The sequence below is a fragment of the Variovorax guangxiensis genome, assembly GCF_003952165.1.
In the GTDB taxonomy this organism is placed as follows: Bacteria; Pseudomonadota; Gammaproteobacteria; order Burkholderiales; family Burkholderiaceae_C; genus Variovorax; species Variovorax guangxiensis.
This window is the reverse complement of the sequence record NZ_RXFT01000001.1, coordinates 272,586-292,153: the sequence shown is the minus strand read 5'-3', so window position 1 is coordinate 292,153 and position 19,568 is coordinate 272,586. Positions and strand designations below refer to the sequence as shown.

At 68.6% G+C, this 19,568-nt stretch carries 21 protein-coding genes; 11 read left to right on the top strand and 10 right to left on the bottom strand.

The genetic code is table 11. The features are described from left to right. Window positions 1-50: 50 nt before the first annotated feature. Both EJP67_RS01410 and EJP67_RS01405 read right to left on the bottom strand, forming a co-directional pair. On the bottom strand, window positions 51-416 hold the full coding sequence (locus EJP67_RS01410) for an AtuA-related protein (protein WP_165909529.1): 366 nt from the start codon (window positions 414-416) through the stop codon (window positions 51-53). Next, window positions 413-1,804 carry an acyclic terpene utilization AtuA family protein gene (locus EJP67_RS01405; protein WP_126018646.1) on the bottom strand — a complete coding sequence of 464 codons (1,392 nt, stop codon included), beginning with the start codon at window positions 1,802-1,804 and terminating at the stop codon, window positions 413-415. Before EJP67_RS01405 ends, EJP67_RS01410 begins: the two co-directional genes overlap by 4 nt. 109 nt (window positions 1,805-1,913) lie before the next feature. On the opposite strand from EJP67_RS01405, the gene EJP67_RS01400 reads away from it, so the two are divergent. Beyond that, the gene (locus tag EJP67_RS01400; protein ID WP_126018643.1) at window positions 1,914-2,831 is read left to right on the top strand and encodes a LysR family transcriptional regulator; all 918 of its coding nucleotides are present in this window, start codon (window positions 1,914-1,916) and stop codon (window positions 2,829-2,831) included. Between the two features lie 46 nt (window positions 2,832-2,877). Here EJP67_RS01400 and EJP67_RS01395 read toward each other — a convergent pair whose 3' ends face one another. From EJP67_RS01395 to EJP67_RS01385, 3 genes are all read right to left on the bottom strand, one after another. Continuing rightward, window positions 2,878-3,654, bottom strand: coding sequence for an FABP family protein (locus EJP67_RS01395; protein ID WP_126018641.1), 777 nt, complete (start codon window positions 3,652-3,654; stop codon window positions 2,878-2,880). 82 nt (window positions 3,655-3,736) lie between these two features. Next, window positions 3,737-4,720, bottom strand: a complete 984-nt coding sequence (locus EJP67_RS01390; protein ID WP_126018639.1) for a Bug family tripartite tricarboxylate transporter substrate binding protein — start codon at window positions 4,718-4,720, stop codon at window positions 3,737-3,739. Between the two features lie 2 nt (window positions 4,721-4,722). Further along, window positions 4,723-5,142, bottom strand: coding sequence for a winged helix-turn-helix transcriptional regulator (locus EJP67_RS01385; RefSeq protein ID WP_240650461.1), 420 nt, complete (start codon window positions 5,140-5,142; stop codon window positions 4,723-4,725). A 94-nt stretch (window positions 5,143-5,236) separates the two neighbouring features. On the opposite strand from EJP67_RS01385, the gene EJP67_RS01380 reads away from it, so the two are divergent. The 3 genes from EJP67_RS01380 to EJP67_RS01370 all read left to right on the top strand — a co-directional run bounded on the left by EJP67_RS01380 (window position 5,237) and on the right by EJP67_RS01370 (window position 6,732). Further along, a complete protein-coding gene (locus EJP67_RS01380; protein ID WP_126018637.1) occupies window positions 5,237-5,554 on the top strand; it encodes a DMT family transporter in 318 nt (105 codons plus the stop codon). Window positions 5,555-5,574: 20 nt separating this feature from the next. Continuing rightward, window positions 5,575-6,207, top strand: coding sequence for an FMN-dependent NADH-azoreductase (locus EJP67_RS01375; protein ID WP_240650460.1), 633 nt, complete (start codon window positions 5,575-5,577; stop codon window positions 6,205-6,207). 135 nt (window positions 6,208-6,342) lie between these two features. Further along, a complete protein-coding gene (locus EJP67_RS01370; RefSeq protein ID WP_126018631.1) occupies window positions 6,343-6,732 on the top strand; it encodes a DUF427 domain-containing protein in 390 nt (129 codons plus the stop codon). 106 nt (window positions 6,733-6,838) lie between these two features. Here the strand turns inward: EJP67_RS01370 and EJP67_RS01365 are convergent, their stop codons facing one another. After that, window positions 6,839-7,219: a helicase SNF2 gene (locus EJP67_RS01365; RefSeq protein WP_126020343.1), complete on the bottom strand. Its 381-nt coding sequence runs from the start codon at window positions 7,217-7,219 to the stop codon at window positions 6,839-6,841. Between the two features lie 353 nt (window positions 7,220-7,572). Between EJP67_RS01365 and EJP67_RS01360 the strand changes: the two genes are divergently transcribed. Next, a complete protein-coding gene (locus EJP67_RS01360; RefSeq protein WP_126018628.1) occupies window positions 7,573-7,965 on the top strand; it encodes a VOC family protein in 393 nt (130 codons plus the stop codon). Window positions 7,966-7,995: 30 nt separating this feature from the next. Here EJP67_RS01360 and EJP67_RS01355 read toward each other — a convergent pair whose 3' ends face one another. After that, window positions 7,996-8,469: a cupredoxin domain-containing protein gene (locus EJP67_RS01355; protein ID WP_126018626.1), complete on the bottom strand. Its 474-nt coding sequence runs from the start codon at window positions 8,467-8,469 to the stop codon at window positions 7,996-7,998. Between the two features lie 202 nt (window positions 8,470-8,671). On the opposite strand from EJP67_RS01355, the gene EJP67_RS01350 reads away from it, so the two are divergent. The 3 genes from EJP67_RS01350 to EJP67_RS01340 all read left to right on the top strand — a co-directional run bounded on the left by EJP67_RS01350 (window position 8,672) and on the right by EJP67_RS01340 (window position 10,478). Then, window positions 8,672-9,526: a hypothetical protein gene (locus tag EJP67_RS01350; RefSeq protein WP_126018624.1), complete on the top strand. Its 855-nt coding sequence runs from the start codon at window positions 8,672-8,674 to the stop codon at window positions 9,524-9,526. 65 nt (window positions 9,527-9,591) lie between these two features. Next, window positions 9,592-9,948 (top strand): DUF2845 domain-containing protein, encoded by a 357-nt coding sequence (locus tag EJP67_RS01345; RefSeq protein WP_126018622.1) that lies wholly within the window; start codon window positions 9,592-9,594, stop codon window positions 9,946-9,948. Window positions 9,949-9,968: 20 nt separating this feature from the next. Beyond that, entirely contained in the window at window positions 9,969-10,478 is a 510-nt protein-coding gene (locus EJP67_RS01340) for a GNAT family N-acetyltransferase (RefSeq protein ID WP_126018620.1), read from the top strand. Here EJP67_RS01340 and EJP67_RS01335 read toward each other — a convergent pair whose 3' ends face one another. After that, on the bottom strand, window positions 10,479-10,988 hold the full coding sequence (locus EJP67_RS01335) for a cupin domain-containing protein (protein ID WP_126020341.1): 510 nt from the start codon (window positions 10,986-10,988) through the stop codon (window positions 10,479-10,481). 17 nt (window positions 10,989-11,005) lie between these two features. Beyond that, the gene (locus EJP67_RS01330) at window positions 11,006-11,743 is read right to left on the bottom strand and encodes an NAD-dependent epimerase/dehydratase family protein (RefSeq protein WP_126018618.1); all 738 of its coding nucleotides are present in this window, start codon (window positions 11,741-11,743) and stop codon (window positions 11,006-11,008) included. Window positions 11,744-11,834: 91 nt separating this feature from the next. On the opposite strand from EJP67_RS01330, the gene pdxR reads away from it, so the two are divergent. Continuing rightward, entirely contained in the window at window positions 11,835-13,271 is a 1,437-nt protein-coding gene (pdxR, locus tag EJP67_RS01325) for a MocR-like pyridoxine biosynthesis transcription factor PdxR (RefSeq protein WP_126018616.1), read from the top strand. 10 nt (window positions 13,272-13,281) lie between these two features. Here pdxR and EJP67_RS01320 read toward each other — a convergent pair whose 3' ends face one another. Beyond that, complete coding sequence (locus EJP67_RS01320) at window positions 13,282-14,373, bottom strand: DNA ligase (RefSeq protein WP_126018614.1); 1,092 nt, start codon at window positions 14,371-14,373, stop codon at window positions 13,282-13,284. Between the two features lie 148 nt (window positions 14,374-14,521). On the opposite strand from EJP67_RS01320, the gene EJP67_RS01315 reads away from it, so the two are divergent. Both EJP67_RS01315 and EJP67_RS01310 read left to right on the top strand, forming a co-directional pair. Next, window positions 14,522-17,716, top strand: coding sequence for a PI-PLC domain-containing protein (locus EJP67_RS01315; protein ID WP_126018611.1), 3,195 nt, complete (start codon window positions 14,522-14,524; stop codon window positions 17,714-17,716). Further along, the gene (locus tag EJP67_RS01310; RefSeq protein WP_126018609.1) at window positions 17,713-19,419 is read left to right on the top strand and encodes an SWIM zinc finger family protein; all 1,707 of its coding nucleotides are present in this window, start codon (window positions 17,713-17,715) and stop codon (window positions 19,417-19,419) included. The genes EJP67_RS01315 and EJP67_RS01310 overlap by 4 nt, the downstream gene beginning before the upstream one ends. The last annotated feature ends 149 nt before the right edge of the window (window positions 19,420-19,568 follow it).

Here is a 19,568-nt window from a genome sequence, read left to right as displayed (position 1 = left end):
TGTTTTGTCTCCGTATGGGTCAGATGAAAAAAGAAAGGGGAAGGTCTTTGCTACGGCCCCGCCAGCAGCGGCTCGAATTCGCGCGGCACGCGCACCGGCATGTCGAGCAGCAGGAAGGAAAGCGCCTTGCCGTGCGCATCGAGGTTCAACGCGTCGTTGACGCCGCCGTCGAGCACCGCGTCGAGCACGAAATTCATCGCACCGAGCTTCGGCAGCAGGAAGCGCTGCACCTGCGAGGGCGAGCGGTGGTGGAACTGCGCCGCCACGCGCTCGGGCGTGAGTTGCTCGACCAGCATGGGATACAGCTGCGCATGCCAGGCGATGACGCTGATGTTGGAGCGGTCGCCCTTGTCGCCAGTGCGGCCGTGGGCGGCGCGGTACAGCGGCACTTCGATGGTGTCTGCCGCGTTCTTCATGCCAGTTCCTCCTGCGAGAGCAGCTCGAAGCGCACCGGTATCGCCTCGCGCGGCAGCAGGCACGACAGCGTATTGAGCCGCGGCGTGAGCGCGGTGCGCACGCCGCCGCCGCCCGCCGGGCCGCAGGTGTAGAGCGCCATCACCTCGCGCGCCAGCCGCTCGGCCTGCGCGCGCTCGGTGTGCGAGGCCGCGACGCGCAGGCGCACGTCGCGCAGGCCGGCATCGGGCGTGTCCGCCAGCGCGCGGCCGGCGTCGTCGCCGAAGATGCTCAGCGCGCCGATGAGGTCCACGCGCAGCGAGAGGCCGTCGAGGCGCTTTCTCAGCACTTCCGCCGCGAGCCGCGCGCGGGCCTCGGCGCGCGGGCCGGCGTAGGAGATCTCGCCCTCGGCCAGCCAGCCGCCTTCATGGCACACGTTGACCTTGTAGCGCTCAGGCCGCGCATGGCCGCGCACGCCCGAGAGCGCCACCCGGTCGGCGCCGTCGAGCGCGTGCACCTCGGCCTCGGAGATGTCAGCGACCACGTCGGGCGTCAGGTAGGCGGCCGGGTCGTGCACCTCGTAGAGCAGTTGCTCCTTCACCGTCGCCTCGCTCACGAGGCCGCCGGTGCCGTCGGCCTTGCCGATGGTGCAGCGGCCTTCGGCGTCGATCTCGGCGATGGGGAAGCCGACGGACTCCAGGCCGGGCACGTCCTTGTAGCCCGGATCGGCGAAGTAGCCGCCGCACACCTGCGCGCCGCATTCGAGCAGATGGCCCGCCATGGTCGCGCGGGCGAGCCTGTTCCAGTCGTCGGCGCGCCAGCCGAAGTGCGACATGGCCGGGCCGACCGTGAGCGACGGATCGGCCACGCGGCCGCACACCACGATCTGCGCGCCCGCGTCGAGCGCAGCGGCGATGGGCTCGGCACCGATGTACGCATTGGCGCTGACCACGCGCAGGCCTTCCATCCGTGCGCCCAGAGCTTCCTGGAACATCGCGCGATGCTCGGGCCCCGACAGGTCGTCGCCCTCCACCACCGCGATGCGCGGCGCGCTCGCGCCCAACTCGCGCGCCATGCGTGCGATGTGCCGGGCAGCGGCACGTGGATTGGCCGCGCCGAAGTTGCTGACGATGCGGATGCCGTGCGCCAGGCAGCGCGCCAGCACGGGCCGCAGCATGGGGTCGAGCAGCGGCTCGTAGCCCGCCTCGGGGTTGTCGCGCCGGCGCAGCTGGGCCAGCGCGAGCGTGCGTTCGGCCAGCGTCTCGAAGATCAGGAAGGCGCGCCGGCCTTCGGGCCCTGCGGCCAGCCGCGCGATCAGCGTGTCGACCACCGGTCCGGCGGCGTCGGTGCGGTCGCCCGAGAAGCCTGCGGCGCAGCCGATCAGCAGCGTTGGCGTGTCTATGGGATTCATCGCCGTGCACTGTAGGCAGCGTGTTCTCATCCGTAAAATCGAAAATACGGATCGATTGATCTGCTTTTCAAATAAGAAGCCAGCTACCGGCACCAGAGACAGGACAGACATGCGAAAGACGCCCGACCTCTCCACGCGCCAGTTGCGCGCCTTTCTCGCGCTGGCCGAGCACCGCAACTTCACGCGCGCGGCGCAGGGCAGCCATCTCTCGCAGCCCGCCTTCAGCGCGTTGATCCGCACGCTCGAAGACGCCGTCGGCACGCGCCTGTTCGATCGCGACACGCGCAGCGTGCAGCTCACGCCCGAAGGCCGGCTGTTCGAAAGCTCGGCTCGCCGGCTGCTCGACGACATGGGCAGCGCCATGGACGACCTTGCCGATCACGTGGAGCGCCGCAAGGGCCGTGTGCGCGTGGCCGCCCTGCCCTCGCTCGCGGCCGGCTGGCTGCCTTCGGTGTTCGCCGAGTTCATGCAGGCGTGGCCCGGCATCCGCGTCGACCTGGACGATGCGCTGTCGGACGCCTGCATCGCGCTCGTGCGCAGCGGCCAGGCCGACTTCGCGCTCGCCGCCTCGGGCGCGGGCGGCACGGCCGACAGCGACCTGCGCGCGAGCAGGCTGTGCACCGACCGCTTCCACCTCGTGTGCCGCGCCGACCACCCGCTCGCGCACGAACCGCGCCTGACGCTGAAGAAGATCGCGCCGCACCCGTTCATCCAGATGACGCGCAACAGCAGCGTGCGCCAGGCGCTCGACGCGGCGCTGCATCCGCAGCGGCTGAACTCGGTGTTCGAGGTGGAACACCTCGCCACTGTGATGGGCCTCATCGAAGCCGGCCTGGGCATCAGCGTGGTGCCCGCGCTCACGCTCTTCCACTTCCAGCGCGAAACGCTGGTGACGCGGCCGCTGCCGCTGCCTTCGCTCACGCGCACGCTCTACCTGGTGCAGCGGCGCGAGGGCAGCCTGTCGGTGGCGGCGCAGACGCTGCACGACCTCATCGTGGAGCGGCTCGGGTCGCTGCGGCTGGACTGAAGGCGGGCGAGCGCTGCTCGCCGCCTCAGGAGGAATCGAAAACGGTTCAGGCTGGTTCGGTGCCAGCCTCGGTGCCCGTCCCTGTCGCCTTGTCCGTTGCCTTCCCGGTCGCCGCCACCGCCTCCACTGCGGCTTCCACCACCGACTCCACCGCGGCCTCCGCCTGCGCCTTCATCGCGGCGAGCGCGGTCGGGTTCGGCGTGGGCTCGCCGATCTTGCGCATGGTGTTGCGGTCGGTGTGGCTGAAGGGCTCGGGCTTTCCGAGCACTTCGAGCACCGTTTCGAGCTCGTACGACCAGCTGCCGTCGTCGTGCACCGTCACCTCGATGCCGTAGCGCAGCGTCTTGAACGCATGCTGCAGAAAGGGGTTGTCCACAATGCCGTTGTTCTCGCTGCCGCGCACGGCTTCGAGCCTGAAGATGCGGTCGTCGGCCTTCGCACGGCCGGTGGCCATGGCGGTGAGGCCACGCGGAATGGTGAGCGTCTGGATCAGCGCGCCGGTGGAGGGCTCCCAGAGCCAGTAGCCGACCTGGTCATGGAAGGTCTCCACGTCGTCGGGCTTGACGATGCGCAGGTGGTAGCGCAGGCCGTAGAAGATCTGCGGGCCGTTGGTCTGCGCATCGATGGGCTGGAACTCCGCGTGCTCGATGTAGGCCTCGGCCTCGGGGCCGTCCTCCTTCGGGCTCACGTCGTGGCCGGCCGAGCCGGTCCAGATGCCGGCCAGCGCGGTGAGCGGGCCCAGGTTGGCGAGCGTGTTCGGATCGGGTTCCGGCTCTGTGTAAATGTCGCGCGGGAATTGCGTCGCGGGTTGCTGCTGTTCCATGTTCTTCTCTCCTCGATGGGGCTTGCCGTATGGGGCAGGAGTGTCGCTCATCAACCTTCGGCTTCCCTGACTCGCCTGCCGCTCACTGGTCGAGCCGGATGCCGACCTTCGCGATGATCGCGCCCCACTTGCGCCCCTCGGCATCGATGAAGGCCCTGAACTCCTCGGGCGAACCGCCGCCCGCCACCAGCCCCTGGTTGGCCAGAAGTTCGCGCACCGCGGGCTCCTGCAGCACGGCATTGACGTCGGCGTTGATGCGCTGCACCACTTCGGGCGGCGTGCCGGCAGCGGTGAAAAGGCCGTTCCAGGCCAGCGATTCGAATCCGGGGTAGCCCGACTCGGCCACGGTCGGCAGGTCTTTCATGAGCTCGGAGCGCTTCGCGCTCGTGATGGCGATGAGCTTCACGCGCTGCCCCTGGATCAGCGGCAGCAGCGCGGGCGCCACCGTGAACAGCGCCTGCGTGTCGCCGGCCGCGAGCGAGAGACCGGCCGGCGGCGAGCCAGAGTACGGCACGTGCACCGCCTCGATGTGCGTCGCGCTGCGAAACAGCTCCATCGTGAGGTGCGACGAACTGCCCGCGCCCACCGACGCGTAGCTGAACCTGTTGCCGCGCTTCTTCGCCCATTCGACGAACTCGGGCAGCGTGTTCGCGGGGTTGTCGGCCTGCACCGCGAGCACGTTGGGCTGCGAGGTGGTGAGCACGATCGGGATGAGATCGCGCGCCGGCGCATAGGGCATGCGGGCGTACATGTAGGGTCCGAAGGCGATCGGCCCGTTGAAGCCGATGCCCAGCGTGTAGCCGTCGTGCGGCGCCTTGGCCACGGTGTCCATGCCGATCAGGCCGCCGGCGCCGGCCTTGGTCTCGATCACCACGGGCTGCTTCCACATCACGCGCAGGCGGTCGGCGAGCGTGCGGGCGATCAGGTCGAGCGAGCTGCCGGCCGGCGCGGGCACGATCACGCGCACCGGCTTCGAGGGCCATGCCTGTTGCTGCTGCGCCCATGCGCCCGCGGAGAGAGCGGCGGCGAACAGAAAGACGGCAAGAAACGGGAGCGGGTTCTTCATCTTCACTTTCTCGCCTCCTCCCGCGCGGCATCGATCTGCGCATGATTGGCCTCGGCCCATCGGTCGACCGCGATCAGCGTCCTGCTCAGGGACAGGCCCAGAGGGCTCAGCCTGTAATCGACGTGCGGCGGCACGGTCTGGTGATCCTCGCGCAGCACCAGCCCGTTGAGCTCCAGGTCGCGCAGGGTCTGCGTGAGCATCTTCTGCGAGATGCCGCCCACCTTGCGCAGCAGTTCGTTGTTGCGCTGCGGCTTGCCGCGCAGCAGCGGAATCAGCAGCAGCGCCCACTTGTTGGCGATGAGTTCCAGGACGCGGCGCGAGGGGCAGTCCGCGCTCCACACGTCGGCGGAGGCTGCCTCGGCTTCTGCCTCCGCCTCTGCCACATCCAGGTTCTTCTTCGACGGCATCTTTGAATTTCCCATGGTTACCAGAAGGTGCGTACTTGTAGCTCGGTGCCCGGGCCGGAATTATCCGGTTCCTCTTTTCAGCAACCAACGACAACGAAGGAGTTTTTTCATGGGTTGGATATTTCTGCTGGCAGCGGGCCTGGTCGAGATCGCGATGGCCGCCGCGCTCAAGCAATCGGAAGACTGGTCGCGGCTCGTGCCCTCGGTGGTGGGCGTGCTGACCGCGCTGCTCAGCATCTACCTGCTGGCACGGGCGCTGCGCTACCTGCCGCTGGGGCCGGCCTACGCGATCTGGACCGGCATCGGCTCGGTGGGCGTCGTGCTCATGGGCGTGCTCTTCTTCGGCGAAGCGCTCTCCGCCGCGCGGCTTGCATGCATCTCAATGGTGATCGGCGGCACCGTGGGCCTGCGCCTGGTCAATGGGTGATGCGGAAAGGAAACACAATCGTGACCACACGCATCCTGCACATCGAGGCATCACCTTCCGGCGAGAGATCGCGCTCCGCGGATACGGCGCGTTACTTCCTTCAGCAACATCGGGCGCTGCATCCCGAGGTGGAAGTCGAGACATTGCGCCTCTGGGACCTGGACCTGCCCGCCTTCGACGCCACGATGATCGAAGCCAAGTTCGCGGTGCTGCGCTCCACCAGTGCCACCGAGGACCAGAGGCGCCGCTGGCAGAGCGCCGTGCAGTTCGCGCGCGCCTTCAATGCCGCGGACAAATACGTCTTCAGCCTTCCGATGTGGAACTTCGGCATTCCTTACATACTGAAGCACTACATCGATATCGTTACCTTGCCCGGCGAGAACTGGTTTTGGACGCCCCAGGAAGGCTATAGCGGACTGCTGCGCGGCAAGCGTGCAGCCCTCGTCTATTCGAGTGCGGGCGACTATCCGGTAGGCATGCCGTCGCACGATAAGGATTTCCAGAAACCGTATATGCGCGCCTGGCTCGGCTTCCTCGGAATCCACGACGTTGCCGAGATAGCGGCGGCACCGACGCTCGCATCGCCGCAGGCTGTCGCGGCCTCGCTGGCCCGGGCGCGAAATGAAGCCGAAAGGCTTGCAGAGCGCTTCTGACGGGCATTCGGCCTTTAACCACGTCGGGAATGGGCTGATTTTCGGGGGACTTCAAATCGACATCCGGTCGCGGCAATATGCGCATCCCCCGATTCTTGTGTCACCCGATCTGACCTGAGGACTAAGGAGCTTTCCATGTTCGCTACAGCAGAGCGCACCATCAAGACCCCCGGCCCCGACCATCCCATCACCATCACACCGAACCCGCTGCGCGTGGTGGTGTCGGTCGATGGCTGCATCGTCGCCGATACCCGCGAGGCGCTGACAGTGCGTGAAGCCCATTTCGGCACCGTGCATTACTTCCCTCGCAAGGACGTGAAGATGTCGCTGCTGGAACGCACCTCTCACGCAACCTACTGCCCGTACAAGGGCGAGTGCAACTACTACAGCATCCCGGCCGGCGGCGAGCGTTCGGTGAATGCGGTGTGGACCTACGAGTCGCCGTACGACTCGGTCTCGCAGCTCAAGGACTATGTGGCCTTCTATCCCGATCGCGTCGGGCCGATCGAAGAGCGCGTCTACTGACCATTGCACGCGAGCACGCATCTTTCAGCAAAGCAAACAAAAAGCCGGGCCCCGCTTTCGCAGGGCCCGGCTTTTTCTTTTGCGCTTCTTCCAGCGCTGGGGTCGATTACAGCGGCAGTGCGTCACCGCGGGCCGCCGCGCGGGCAGCGGCACGCACGGTGGAGCGATCGAGGCCGCTGGCCAATACCGGCGCGACGCGCGAGGTCACGCCTTCGGCATACGGGTTCTCGCTGTGGGCAGCGGCCACTGCTTCGGCACGGACGGCGGCGCGGCTGGTGGTCGATGCGATCAGTTGCACGGGGCCTTGGTTGGCGCCGTCTGCATACGGGTTGCCGCTGCGCGCGGCGACCACAGCCTGGCTGGCAACGTCGGCACGGCTGGCGGCCGAGGTCAGCTGATGCACGCCGTCATAGCTTTCGGCATGGGCGGCACCGGCAGCGGCCAGCAGGGCGAGGGAGATGGCGGAGAGGAGCTTCGAGGCGGTCATTTGGATTTCCTTCAATTCAGTTCTTTGCATACGGGATGGTTTCGAACCGGTCTTGGGTGGGGCGCCGTCCCTCTCGGGGGCAGCCACCTCGCTCGGGGCCTGTTCATCCAGACTGGCTTGTTTGTCGTGGGCTGGTCTGTGAGATGAATTGTGAGCCCGCGGATAGGTAAAAACCCGAAGCAAAAAGAACCGCGGTGTTCATGCGGTGGAAACAATCACGGCAAAGCTGAAAGCAAGGAGGAGACGCTTGGGACTCAAGGGGATTCTTGTCGATGCGCGCGTGTAGCTCAGTAGAGTGCGGCTCGGCGGAATTCCGTTTCTGTCGCTCACCACCCATGCACGCACCATCGACCATGAAGTTCGGCTACACCGTCATCTACGTTCCCGACGTCACCCACTCCCTGCAGTTCTTTGAACAGGCATTCGGCTTCGCGAGGAGGTTCCTCCACGAATCCGGCACCTACGGCGAACTGGCCACGGGGGAGACCACACTCGCCTTTGCCGCGCATGCATTTGCGGACTCGAATTTTCCGCAAGGGCATGTGGCGGCATCGGAGTCGGTCAAGCCGCTGGGCATCGAGGTCGCCTTCGTGACGGACGATGTCCAGGCGGCACACGACCGTGCCATCGAGGCCGGCGCATCCGAGCTTTCGCCGCCAGTTGCCAAGCCATGGGGCCAAGTGGTCTCCTACGTGCGCTGCCCCGACGGCACACTGGTCGAGCTGTGCTCTCCCGTCGGAGGCTGAACCGCCCGACGTGGGCCTCGTTCACTCGGCCTACTTGCCGGCGGCGCTGGCCACGTTCACCACACCCTTCATGCCCGCGTCGTAGTGCCCCGGCTGCAGGCAGCCGAAATCGACCTTCCCTGCCTTCGTGAACTGCCAGACGACTTCGCCCGTCTTGCCCGGCGCCAGCGTCACCATGTTCGGCTCGGCGTGCTCCATCTCGGGGTTCTTCATCATCGCGGCGTAGTGCGACTTCAGTTCCTGCGCAGTGCCGAGCACCAGCTCGTGCTTCAGCTTGCCCGAGTTCTTCACGACGAAGCGCACGGTCTCGCCCTTCTTGACCATGATGTCGGCGGGCGTGAAGCGCATGCTGTCCGTCATGTCGACCTCGACCGTGCGGGTCGCCTTGGCGGCCACGCCGGGTTTGCCGATGGCGTCGCTGTGCGAGCCCGAGGCCGACGCGCCGGTGGCGGACAAAGCCAGCAGCGTTGCGAAGGCGGAGGTGGCGAGGAATGCGTGTTTCATGATTCGATGCTCCTTGAAGTGACGATGGACGCGATGGACGATTGGCGAATGAATAAGAAAGAAGTCAAACCGACGCACCGGATTCTGGAAAGCCCATCCGGCCACCGCCTTTCGCGCGGATTACAAGGGCGTAATCCGCGCACCCGCCCGTAAGATGGCGCCCGCCCCCTCCCGGGGCCATCCTGGAGCGAAGAAGAAAAAGATGTCCCACCCCGTCTACCTTTCCAGCTCGAAGCTGCCACGCATGCCCGAAGGCAGCCGCAACGAGTGGCGCGGCTTCTTCGGCCACGGCGGGGAACTGGAGGCCAACGCCTTCTTCCCGCTGTTCTGGCGGGCGCTCTTCAGCGAAGGCGACATTCGCCACGCACGCTTCGTCGAGGCCTACGACATCGATGACGAAGACAGCGCCATCGAACGCGAGGAGTGCCTGCAGGACTACGGCCCCGAAGCCGCCTACCCCTATCTAGTCACGGACAAGGCCACGGCGCTGTCGCGGCTCGCTGCGCGGCGCGAAGCCATCGTCGCGGCCATCGGCGAGCGATACAGGCCTCTCTACGAAGGCTTCGAGGCCTGGACCGCGCAAGGCTTCGCGGACCACATCCTGCTGCGGACCGAAGGCCTGCCCGATGCCGCCGATGCCGAGCCGTGGCTTCGCTCCGAATTGGCCCTCGTCGACAAGCTGAACGACACCGGCGCGCTCGCCGGGCTCGTGTCCGATCTCTCGCGCCATGACACCGACCCGGTCTGGCAGCTCGCGGGCATCGGCGCCTCGCCGGACGGCCCCTGGCCCACGCCGGCGGTGAGAGCCATCTTTCCCGACCCGAGGCAGCGAGCGCCTCGCAAACAAGGAAACGCCCGGCAGGCGGAGGAACGCAAGAGCAAACCCAGGAGCTGGATCGACCCGGTGCTCGAATGGCTGGCTGTCGCGCTGTCATCGGGCGCGGCGCTGGGAACCTATGCGTTCACGCGCTCTATCTGGCTGACGCTGCTTGTCTTTCTTTGCGCGGCCATCGCACTGGGCTTCGGAGTCGCCAGACTGCGCGGGCCGAGGTCCTGATGAAGCCCGGGGAAACTATCGGAGCCGGCCACGGTCCCAGCCCGCACAAGGAGTCCATTCGCACCATGCGCACATTCGCCGCAAGCGCCCTCTTCTGTCTTCTCGCCCTCATGCATGCCGGCGGCGCATCGGCCCAGTCGCTGAGCTGCGGCGGCACGCTTTCCGGCGTGGGCGATTCCAAGTTCTCGGTGGTGCAGAAATGCGGCGAGCCGATGTCGAAGGAGTTCGTCTGCGTGCCCCGGCCGCAGGTGGCGTGGGTGCTCTCGCCCTACCCGGGCGGCCCGGCGCAGCAGGTGGTGACGCAGCAGTGCGTGCCGATGGAAGACTGGGTGTACCACCGGGGCCAGGGCAACTTCCTCGGCATCGTCCGGTTCTACAACGGCGCTGTCGAATCGGTGCGCGACGGCGAGAAGATGCGATAGCCGGCAGCCGCAAGACCACGATGAACATCACGATCAGGAACGAAGCGGCGTCCGACGCGCCAGCCATCGAGGCAGTGACGGCCGCGGCATTTCTCGATGCCGGGCACTCGAGCCGCACCGAACAATTCATCGTCAACGCGTTGCGCAGTGCCGGCCAGCTTTCCGTCTCGCTCGTTGCCGAGATTGCCGGCGGGCAAGTCGTCGGCCATGTCGCCATATCGCCGGTGCGCATCTCGGACGACTCGCCCGGCTGGTACGGGCTCGGGCCGGTTTCGGTTGCGCCCGAACATCAAGGGCAAGGCATCGGCACGCAGCTCGTGAACAAGGCGCTGGCTGCATTGCGCGATTTGGGCGCGGCCGGCTGCGTGGTGCTGGGCGAGCCGGCCTACTACGGCCGCTTCGGCTTCGCGGCAACGCCCGCGCTGGTCTACCCCGGCGTACCGCCGCAGTATTTCCAGGCGCTGCTCCTGAACGGCACGATGCCATCGGGCACAGTCGCGTATCACGCGGCCTTCGAAGCGACCGCCTGATCAGGGCGGCAGCACCAGCGGGCCGCAGTTCTCCTCGGTCACGAACACCGACACCAGCCTGGCGTGCTTCACCGGATCGGGGTTCTCCGCGAACAGGTGCAGCGTGCCGGGCGGCTCGAAGAAGGTTTCTCCCGGCCTGTAGTCGCCCGCCGGTCCGCCAGCGAGCTGCGAACGCACCGTGCCTTCGAGAATGATCGCGGTCACCGAGCCCGGGTGCCGGTGCGCCGGTGAATAGGCCATGGGCGGAAAGTCGACGATGGCGGTGGTCACCGACTTGCCGGGCACATGGGGCAGCGCCTCGCAGGAGATCACCTTCACCGAGGTGCGCGGCCGCGCGGCGGCGGCGGAGCCTTCGGGCGCGGGCGCCGACGAGAACATCGGGCGGCTCACGGTGCTGCAGATGTCGTCGATGAGCCGCGCCGTCGACTGCCTGCTCGCATGCGGCAGCAAGGCCCAGCCCGCCGCCATGAACGCCAGCGCGGCAAAGCCGATGCCCGCGCGGCGCTGCATCAACAGCGGCAGCGCATTCACGGCGTGGCTCCCGACCGCGCCTCGGCCCGCCAGCCCAGCGCCTGCTTCGCCTTCTCGCTGCTGACTTCGTTGCCGTCCTCCGCGATGTTGAAGATGCCGCCCATGGAGCGCTGCAGCGCCAGCAAGGCGGCTCGCGCGGCGGCTTCCACATGCAGCGGGCTCGGGCCCCTGGATGTCTCGGTCGAAGTGTTCGGCCCGTACAGCTGGCCGTAGCGCAGCACCGTGGCGGTCATGCCATGTGCGCCCATCACGCTCTGCTCCAGGGCGGCCACGCCGCCCACGCTGACGCGGCGCGCGCCTTCGGCCCCGATGTCCAGCGGCTGCGCTTCGGTGAAGGGCTTCGGCCCCGGCGCGTAGGCCCAGGCGATGCTCTGCGCCACCAGCCGCTTCGCGCCCGCCGCCTGCGCCGCGGCCACGAGGTTGCGCGTGCCCTCGGTGCGCACTCGCGCATTGAGCACGGCGGCATCGGCCATGCGGGCCGGGTCCAGGTCCTTGGGCAGGTCGGTGAGCTGGTGGATCACGCCCCAGGGCGCGATGCGCACCAGCGCCTCGCGCAGGGCCGCCGCGTCGAACACGTCGACGACGACCGGGTGCACGCCCATCGCCTCCAATGCGCCCACCCGGTCCGCGCGCCGGGTGCTGCCGTGAACGGTGTAGCCCGCCTCGATCAGCATCGGCACCAGCGCGACGCCCACCGCGCCGGTCGCTCCCGCCAGAAATACCTTCTCGCTCATTGCATTCTTCCTTCCAGGCTGTCCATGAGGACGAGCTTAGGTCTACGATGCCCCATCCAAAAGAGCCAAGATTCGCCAAAACGACCAGGCCATGATGACCCAGCCCCAAGCACCGAAGGACGTACCGGGAATCGACCGGGCCAGGAAGACGCCGCTGTTCCGGCAGATCTACGAGCGCTACCGCAGCGCCATCGAGCAAGGCACGCTGCGCCCCGGCGACCGCGTCGCCTCGGCGCGCAGCCTCGCGGCCGAGCTCGGCGTGGCGCGCGGCACCATCGAGGCCGCCTACAACCAGCTGACCGGCGAAGGCTATTTCTCTTCTCGCGGACAGGCGGGCACGGTGGTGTCGCCATCGCTGCCGCAGCATCGGCCGGCAAGGCGGGAGCCGCCCCGCGGCATCGACAAGCCGGCGCCCGATGCGCTCAAGCACCCGGGCGAGCCACCGCTCATGCAGCTGGGCATCCCGGCGCTCGATGCGTTTCCGCGCAAGCTGTGGTCGCGCCTCGCCGCCCGCCGCGCGCGGGCCATGAACGCGGCCGACATGTTCTACGGCGACCCCGGCGGCTACCCGCCGCTGCGCGAAGCCATCGCGGCCTACCTGCAGGTGTCGCGCGGCGTCTCGTGCCATGCCTCGCAGGTGCTGGTGACGGGCGGCTACCGCGCCTCGCTCGCGCTCGTCGCGCGCACGCTGCTGAAGAAGGACGAGCGCGTATGGATCGAGGACCCCGGTTTTCCGCCGACGCAGGAGGTGTTGCGCGCCGCCGGCCATCGCACGGTGCCGGTGCCCGTGGACGAAGACGGCCTCGTCGTCGCGCGCGGCCTGCGCAAGGCGCCCGAAGCCCGGATGGCTGTCGTGACGCCTTCACACCAGGCACCGCTGGGCGTGTCGATGACGCTCGCGCGGCGGCTCCAGCTGCTCGACTGGGCCTCGAAGGCGAACGCCTGGATCGTCGAGGACGACTACGACGGCGAGTACCGCTACGCCGGCGCACCGCTGCCCGCGCTCAAGAGCCTGGATGGCCACGACCGCGTGCTGTACGCCGGCAGCTTCTCGAAGGTGCTCTTCCCCGGGCTGGCGCTGGGCTACCTCGTCGTTCCCGAATCGCTGTGCCCGCGCTTCGAGGAAGCGGCGCGCACATGGTCGAACGGCAGCCCGCAGAGCACGCAGGCAGCGGTGGCCGACTTCATGCGCGAGGGCCACTTCCCGCGCCACCTGAAGAAGATGCGCCTGCTCTACGCGCGCCGCCGCGCGATGCTGGTGGCCGGACTGCAGAAGGCTTTCGGCGATTCGGTGCGCGTCGACCTGCGCAGCGGCGGCATGCACCTCATCGCGCGCTTCGACGGGCACGAGGAAGACGACGTGACGCTGGCCCGTCGCGCGCAGCAGGCCGGGCTCAATTGCCAGCCGCTGTCGGCACGCGGCGTCTCGGGGCCCGGCGCGCGGGGCCTGCTGATGGGCTTCACCAACATCGCGACCGCCGCCGAGGCCAACCGGCTCGCTGCCAGGCTGCGCGCGGCGCTAGGCTGAATGGCCGGCGTCAGGCGTCGTCGTCGCCAGCCGCCGCGCTTCGGTCCTTGATGCGCGTGACCTGCGACAACACAGCGTCTTCCGAGGTCATGTCCGGCCGCTGCCCCTTGTAGACCGGCTGCTCGAACTTGCCGCCGGCATAGCGGTAGAGATAGCGCACCTCCACCAGCGTGCCCACGGCCGGCAGCGCCTCGTTGGGCGGCACCGTCACGTTGCCCAGGTCGACCATCTCGCCGCCAACGTCGCGCAGTCCCACGGCCACCGAGCGCTGGGCGTTCACACGGATCACTTCGCAGGTCGCGCTCTGGTTGAACTTGAACTTCAGGCTGCTCGTGCTGCGGCCCGCGGCGAAGGGTGCGTCGAGCGACTTGAGCACATAGCCTTCGCCGTGCGCGGCCAGCAGCTCGGCGGCACGGCGGCGCTTGCCCTCGGCCGTGAGCTCGAGTTCGAGCAGGCTGATCCACGGCATCGACGGCGCGACCGTGCGCAGATGGCCGAATCGCTCGATGAAGGGCGCGCCGCGCAGGTCCTCGCCGTGCAACTCCAGGAGGTCGAAGGCCATGAAGGCATCGCCCACGTGCTCGCCCGCGATCACGGTGCGCCCAGGCTGTGCTGCAACCGCTGCGACCCATGCCTGCGGAATGTCGACGAACAGCCCGCGCCGGTTGGTGCCGCGCACCCTCTCGCCCTCGATCAGCAGGATGCGGTTTTCTCCATCGGCCTTTTCCTGCAGGCCCCAGCTCGGGTCGTCGAAGTAGCGCGCGGCCTGCTCCTCGAGGATCAGCGTGGGCAGCTGCGGCAGCTCGCCGCTCACGCGGCCGGCGAGGTCGGTGGAGGTGTAGAGCGCGCCCGACTGGTCGGTCGTGTAGCCCTTGGAAGTCTTCTCCTTGACGACCTTGTCGTAGATCTTCAGCGCGGCCTCGTAGGCGACCGGGCTGCTGGTCTTGGTGCCGGTGGATAGCGTGCCGCCGCGCCGGCCGTTGCCGTAGTCGACCACCCATCCGTCGTCCTTGGGACGCAGGTGCACCTGGTAGACCTTGTCCGAGCCTGCGCCCGTGAAGTAGAGAAAGCTCGACTGCGGAGTCTGCGCGGTGTTCGACATCTGGAGAATCGCTGCGTGGTTGCCGGAGCGCGCATGCTACACAGGCACGAGCGAAGTGATCGCCGTGAACTCCGCAAACGCCCGCTAAGATGCGCGGCGACACAAGAAAGCAGCACAAGCACCAACCGAAGGCAGGGGAGGCCTCCGCGTGAAGCGCATTCGCTCAGAGAAATTGATTCGCACGAAGCCCGGCGCGGCAGGCGCCGCCGGCTTCAGCACAGTGGAACTGTTCGCCCTGCCGGAAGCTCCCGGCCATGTGGTGCACGTGAGCACCAGCCGCGACGGGCTGCAATGGAAGGAAACGGTCTTCACCCCGTCGCCGCTGCCCTTCGAGGCAGCCAGCACCGCATTCGAGCATGCCGTTGCCGCGCAGATCGCGCAGGGCTATGTGCCCGAAGGCTCCGCCGCACCGGCTCCGGCGGCAACCCCGCCCACCGCAACCGCCATCGCGCACCCCGGCGACGCCGTGCTGCTGGCAGCCATCCGCCCCGACGCATGGCGGCTGCTGCCGCCGGTGCGCCGCACCCGAGTCGTGTGGCGCATCGGCGAACGCCGGCTCGCTACCGCCGTGCCGCAGCTCATCGACCACATCGAGACCGGGGAGCCGATGCTCGACTACTGCATCGCCTGGGCCGTCGGCCGATGCGGCGACGCTGGCGCCTTCGAGGCGATGCGCGAGCTGTCGAAGCGCGGCCGCACGCCGGTGGTCACGCGCGCCGCGCGATGGGCAGCGCTCGCACTCTGGCCCGAGGAGCAGCGCGCAGCCGAGGCGGCGCGCATCATCGACGACTGGCCCGCCCCGCTACGACGCGCCTGGGCCGCGATGGGCGAAGTGCCTGCCGCACAGGCCATGCCGCTGCTCCAGCAACACCTGGCCGACCCAGCGCTCTGGAACGGACTGAAGTACGCCGTCTGGGTCGAACAGCTCTTCGACCTGTCGCTGCTCGAAGGCCGCCGCGCCGACGGGCTCGCGCATGCCGCGCTGCTCCAGATCGCGCCGACGCTGCAGCTCGCGGCCGGCAGCTTCCGCGCATGGCGGCGCCTCTACAAGGGCGCGGAGTTCGCGGGCGACTATGACCTGCTCGGCGTGCTGCACCAGCGCCTCGAGACGCAGCGCGCGGCCTACCGCACCGGCGGGCGCTGGGCGCAGGTCAACGGCCGCTACGTGGAGATCGCCAAGGAAGTCGTGCGGCCCGACAGCCGTCTCGCCTACAGCCAGCGCACGCGCGACTACCTGCGCCGCCGCACCTGGCGCAACCTGCGCAGGCTTGCCCTGGCCGGCGCGGCCGATGAAGCCGACTGGCTCCGGCTCGCCATGGGCGTGCTGCTCGCGGCCGACGACGCCGAAGCCGGCACCGCCGGCCAACAGCGCGAGTCGCGCTGGACGCCCGAGCCGCGCAGCTGGCACACCGGCCCCTACAGCCGCTGGCTGGTGCTGATGCAGCTGCTGCATCGCCACGACCCCGAATGGGAAGCACAGCGCGGCGGCCTGCAGTGGCGCCGCGGCACGCCGCTGCCCGCGCAGCGCCTGAGCCGCACCGAAGCCTGGCCCGAACGCTGGGATCGCCATCCGCAGGCACTGCTGCAGCTGATGCAGCAGGGCCGCTGCGCCGCCGTGCACGCCTTCGCCGCGCGCGCGCTGCAGGACAACAAGCCCTTCTGCGAAGCGCTCGAAGCGCCCACCGTCTGGCGCCTGCTGGCCAGCACCTGGGAAGACACGGCGCGCTTCGCGCTGGACATCGCACGCCAGCGCATCGCGGCGGGCGAAGCCCCCCTGCCCTGGCTGCCAGCGCTGCTGGGCTCCCCGCTGGCCGAGGCGCGCACGCTCGCGCTCGAATACATCGGGCAGGACCCGGGCCTCTACAGCCAGCAGGTCGGCCTGCTGCTGATGCTGCTGACCTCGGCCGACGCCGAAGTGCGCCGCGCCTCGCGCCTGCTGCTGCAGGCCGCCGCGCCGAACCTTTCGACGCTCGATGTGCTCGCTTCCGAACTGCTCTCGTGGCTGTCGGCCTGCGATGCCGCGCAGCCGCAGCTCGACGCCATCTGCGAGAACGTGCAATGGGCGCTGCAGGGCCTGCTGCGCACGGCTGCCGCCAAGGCGCCGCTCGACAGGCTGCTGGCGCTCTTCGATCATGCGAGCCCCGACGTCGTGCGCACCGCCGCAGAGTGGCTGCTGCTGCATCCGGCCTCGGTGCAGGGCCTGCCGGTGAGCGTGCTCACGCGGCTGCTGCAGTCCGACGACGAGCGGCTGCGCGGCGCCGGCGTGAGGCTCTTCACCTCGCTGCCCGACGAGTCGCTGGTCACCCAGCCCGAACTCTTTGCCGCCTTCTGCAGCAGCCCGATGCCGGTCGTGCGTGCCGCCGTCGCACCGCGCCTTGCGCAGTTGCTGCCCGCGCACCCGGCTTTCGCCGCCGCGCTGATGCCACTGCTGCGCGACGAGCTGTTCCGCGCCGAAGCCGCCGAGGGCGTGTTCGATTCGCTGCTGCAATGGCTGTGCGGCCCGCTGGCCGAGCACACGCGCCGCGGCGAGCCCGCCGTGACGCTGCGCCTGCTCGAAGCGCGCAGCAAGGGCGCGCAGCGCCTGGGCGCATGGCTGCTGCCTCAGCAGGACGCTCTCAGCTTCAGCGTGCTGCAGACCGCGAGCTTCGGCCTTGTCGACACCGCCGCCGCGCGCCAGTGGGCCACCGAACAACTGGCCGCCAGGCCGGAACGCACGCTCGCCGAGCTCGGCGACGCGCTGCGCATCTTCGACAGCCGCTGGGACGACGCGCGCGACTGGGCGCGCCAGTGGTTCGGCGCCCAGGGCGAATCCAGCCTGTGGACGCCCGCGCTGCTCGTGCGCCTGTGCGACCACAAGGACGCGGGCGCCCAGCGCCTGGGCCGCGAGCTGCTCACCACACATTTCGACGTGACCGACGTCACCACCTACATGCTGCAGCTGAGCCAGCATCCCTCGCCGGGCATGCAGCTCTTCGTGACCAACTGGCTGGCCTCGGCCGCGAGCCGCAATGCCGACGTGCTCGCGCGGCTGGAGCCCTACTTCCTCAGCGTGCTCTCGCAGGCCAACCGGGGCCGGCTGGCCAAGGCGCGCGTCATGGAGTTCCTGGCCGCGCAGGCGATGCACTCGGAAGACATCGCGCGCATCGTCGCCCGCGTGTTCGCACGGCAGGCCGTGACCGGCGCGATCACGGAGCGCGCGCAATACGTGGCGGGGTTGCGCAGCATCCAGGAAGCCTTCCCCGGGCTGGACAACCCCTTGCAGACTGCGCCGGTGCGCAGCATCGCGCCGCGCCGCGCGCCTCCGCCCTCTTCCTCCGCCCTGACCGGAGCGCCCGCCGCATGAGATTCCAGTACCGCTACTTCGGCCATTCAGGCGCACAGCACACGGCCAACAGCACCGCGCTGCAGTTCGCGCCCGATACGCTGCGCGCGCCGGTGCACTTCGTCGCCGACATCAACCGCCACCTGCCGTTTCGCGAAGGCATGTCGGCGCTGCACGACGTGGTGGTGGGCGACCTGCGCTTCAAGCCGCGCGACAAGAGCGCGTACCTCGAATGGCTGGCCGGGCAGGAGGGCCAGCTGCTCGCGCAGTTCATGGCGCGCAGCGACGAGCTGAAGGCGCAGATGGAGCCCATCAGCAAGGAGCTGGCCGAGCTGCGCAAGCGCAAGCAGTCGGTGCTGCAGCCCTTCATGAGCGCGCAGAAGCGCTACTTCGACCACCTCTACAAGGTCAACCGCGAGGCGTGGTTCGTGCTCGACCCGGTCATCACGGTGCACCCCGACCGCGTGTTCTTCGAGTGCTTCAGCCAGGACGAGTCGAGCTACGGCATGTTCTCGTGCAGCCACGACATCTTCGACCGGGTGAGCGACCATGCGTACGGCACCACCAACGTCGACTATTCGGAGTCGCTGTACGACGAGTTCCAGAAGATCCGCGACTACAAGACGACGCGGCTGGCCATCGACCCCGGCGGCTTCCAGGTTCAGAGCGACAACGATCCGGCCTTCCACGAGCCCAAGATCGACGTGCCCGACAGCTGGGTGCGCGGCTTCCTGCAGGTGAGCAGCGCGATGCTGCTGCCCGCGCACCGGCTGCAGCTGCACCCGATGGACATCCACAACATCTGCCTGGTGCTGCGCCGCCGCAAGGAGCACGTGGGCCCGCGTTCGCTGCGCTTCGTGCTGCGGCCGGGGCAGCCGGTGCGCATCGTGTTCGAGCCCTGGGGCCACGAGCTGGTGTGCCCGCGCTCCACGCACAGCGCCACTTCCGACATCGACATCCGCGTATGGGGCCGGCGCCGCCTGCTGCAGCTCGAGCGGCTGGTGCCGGTGGCGCAGGGCTTCACCGTGCACCTGCTGGGCACGGGCATGCCCAGCTTCTGGGTCGCGCAGATGCCCGACATGGAATTCACGCTCGGCCTCTCGGGCTGGACCGCCAACGACTGGTCGCGCAACGGCCACTTCGAGCTGCTGCAGCCGCGCCAGACGGCCGACCAGGACAGCCTGCTGCGCGTATTCGCGGCGCTGGGCGAACGCTGGCGCGCCACCACCGCCGAGCTGGCGGCGGCCACGGGTCTTTCGACGCTCACGGTCGATGCCGCGCTCGGCGGCTACGTGCAGGCCGGTCGCGTGGTCTACGACATCGCGCACGGCGTGTGGCGGCTGCGCGAGCTCAGCCGCGAGCCGCTGCCCATGGACAAGCTGCGCTACGCCAGCCCCGAGGAGGAAGCCGCGGCCGAGCTGGTGCGCGCGCGCCGCATCGCGGGCGTGAAGACGCAGGCGCGCGCCGACGGCGGCGTTTCCATCAGCGGCAAGTGCAAGGGCGCGTCCGGGCAGCGCGAGTACTTCATGAGCCTGCAGCTCGACGCCGACCAGCGCATCGCCTCGGGCGAATGCCAGTGCAGCCACTTCGTGCGCCACCGCATGACCAAGGGGCCGTGCGAGCACATGCTCGCGCTGCGCCTGTCGGCCGCGCCTTCGATCACCGCGAACACGACGACAACAACAACGACAGACCAGGAAAGGACCACCGCCCACATCGGCTGATACACTGCTTTTTGCGAACGGAGCGGGAAGGCTCTTGCAATCCGGTCGGCGTATCGCCGCCCTCGCATACAGCACTTCCCAAGCGTCACTGGACGTCTCTTCACTGTGCCGGATGGCCATGGTGACGCGACAACAGTGCGGCTTCCTCG

Bases quoted from the DNA above. Each gene is read 5' to 3' on its own strand.
- EJP67_RS01410 (WP_165909529.1), bottom strand. From the start codon at position 416: ATGAAGAACGCGGCAGACACCATCGAAGTGCCGCTGTACCGCGCCGCC.
- EJP67_RS01405 (WP_126018646.1), bottom strand. From the start codon at position 1,804: ATGAATCCCATAGACACGCCAACGCTGCTGATCGGCTGCGCCGCAGGC.
- EJP67_RS01400 (WP_126018643.1), top strand. From the start codon at position 1,914: ATGCGAAAGACGCCCGACCTCTCCACGCGCCAGTTGCGCGCCTTTCTC.
- EJP67_RS01395 (WP_126018641.1), bottom strand. From the start codon at position 3,654: ATGGAACAGCAGCAACCCGCGACGCAATTCCCGCGCGACATTTACACA.
- EJP67_RS01390 (WP_126018639.1), bottom strand. From the start codon at position 4,720: ATGAAGAACCCGCTCCCGTTTCTTGCCGTCTTTCTGTTCGCCGCCGCT.
- EJP67_RS01385 (WP_240650461.1), bottom strand. From the start codon at position 5,142: ATGGGAAATTCAAAGATGCCGTCGAAGAAGAACCTGGATGTGGCAGAG.
- EJP67_RS01380 (WP_126018637.1), top strand. From the start codon at position 5,237: ATGGGTTGGATATTTCTGCTGGCAGCGGGCCTGGTCGAGATCGCGATG.
- EJP67_RS01370 (WP_126018631.1), top strand. From the start codon at position 6,343: ATGTTCGCTACAGCAGAGCGCACCATCAAGACCCCCGGCCCCGACCAT.
- EJP67_RS01365 (WP_126020343.1), bottom strand. From the start codon at position 7,219: ATGACCGCCTCGAAGCTCCTCTCCGCCATCTCCCTCGCCCTGCTGGCC.
- EJP67_RS01360 (WP_126018628.1), top strand. From the start codon at position 7,573: ATGAAGTTCGGCTACACCGTCATCTACGTTCCCGACGTCACCCACTCC.
- EJP67_RS01355 (WP_126018626.1), bottom strand. From the start codon at position 8,469: ATGAAACACGCATTCCTCGCCACCTCCGCCTTCGCAACGCTGCTGGCT.
- EJP67_RS01350 (WP_126018624.1), top strand. From the start codon at position 8,672: ATGTCCCACCCCGTCTACCTTTCCAGCTCGAAGCTGCCACGCATGCCC.
- EJP67_RS01345 (WP_126018622.1), top strand. From the start codon at position 9,592: ATGCGCACATTCGCCGCAAGCGCCCTCTTCTGTCTTCTCGCCCTCATG.
- EJP67_RS01340 (WP_126018620.1), top strand. From the start codon at position 9,969: ATGAACATCACGATCAGGAACGAAGCGGCGTCCGACGCGCCAGCCATC.
- EJP67_RS01335 (WP_126020341.1), bottom strand. From the start codon at position 10,988: ATGCAGCGCCGCGCGGGCATCGGCTTTGCCGCGCTGGCGTTCATGGCG.
- EJP67_RS01330 (WP_126018618.1), bottom strand. From the start codon at position 11,743: ATGAGCGAGAAGGTATTTCTGGCGGGAGCGACCGGCGCGGTGGGCGTC.
- pdxR (WP_126018616.1), top strand. From the start codon at position 11,835: ATGATGACCCAGCCCCAAGCACCGAAGGACGTACCGGGAATCGACCGG.
- EJP67_RS01320 (WP_126018614.1), bottom strand. From the start codon at position 14,373: ATGTCGAACACCGCGCAGACTCCGCAGTCGAGCTTTCTCTACTTCACG.
- EJP67_RS01310 (WP_126018609.1), top strand. From the start codon at position 17,713: ATGAGATTCCAGTACCGCTACTTCGGCCATTCAGGCGCACAGCACACG.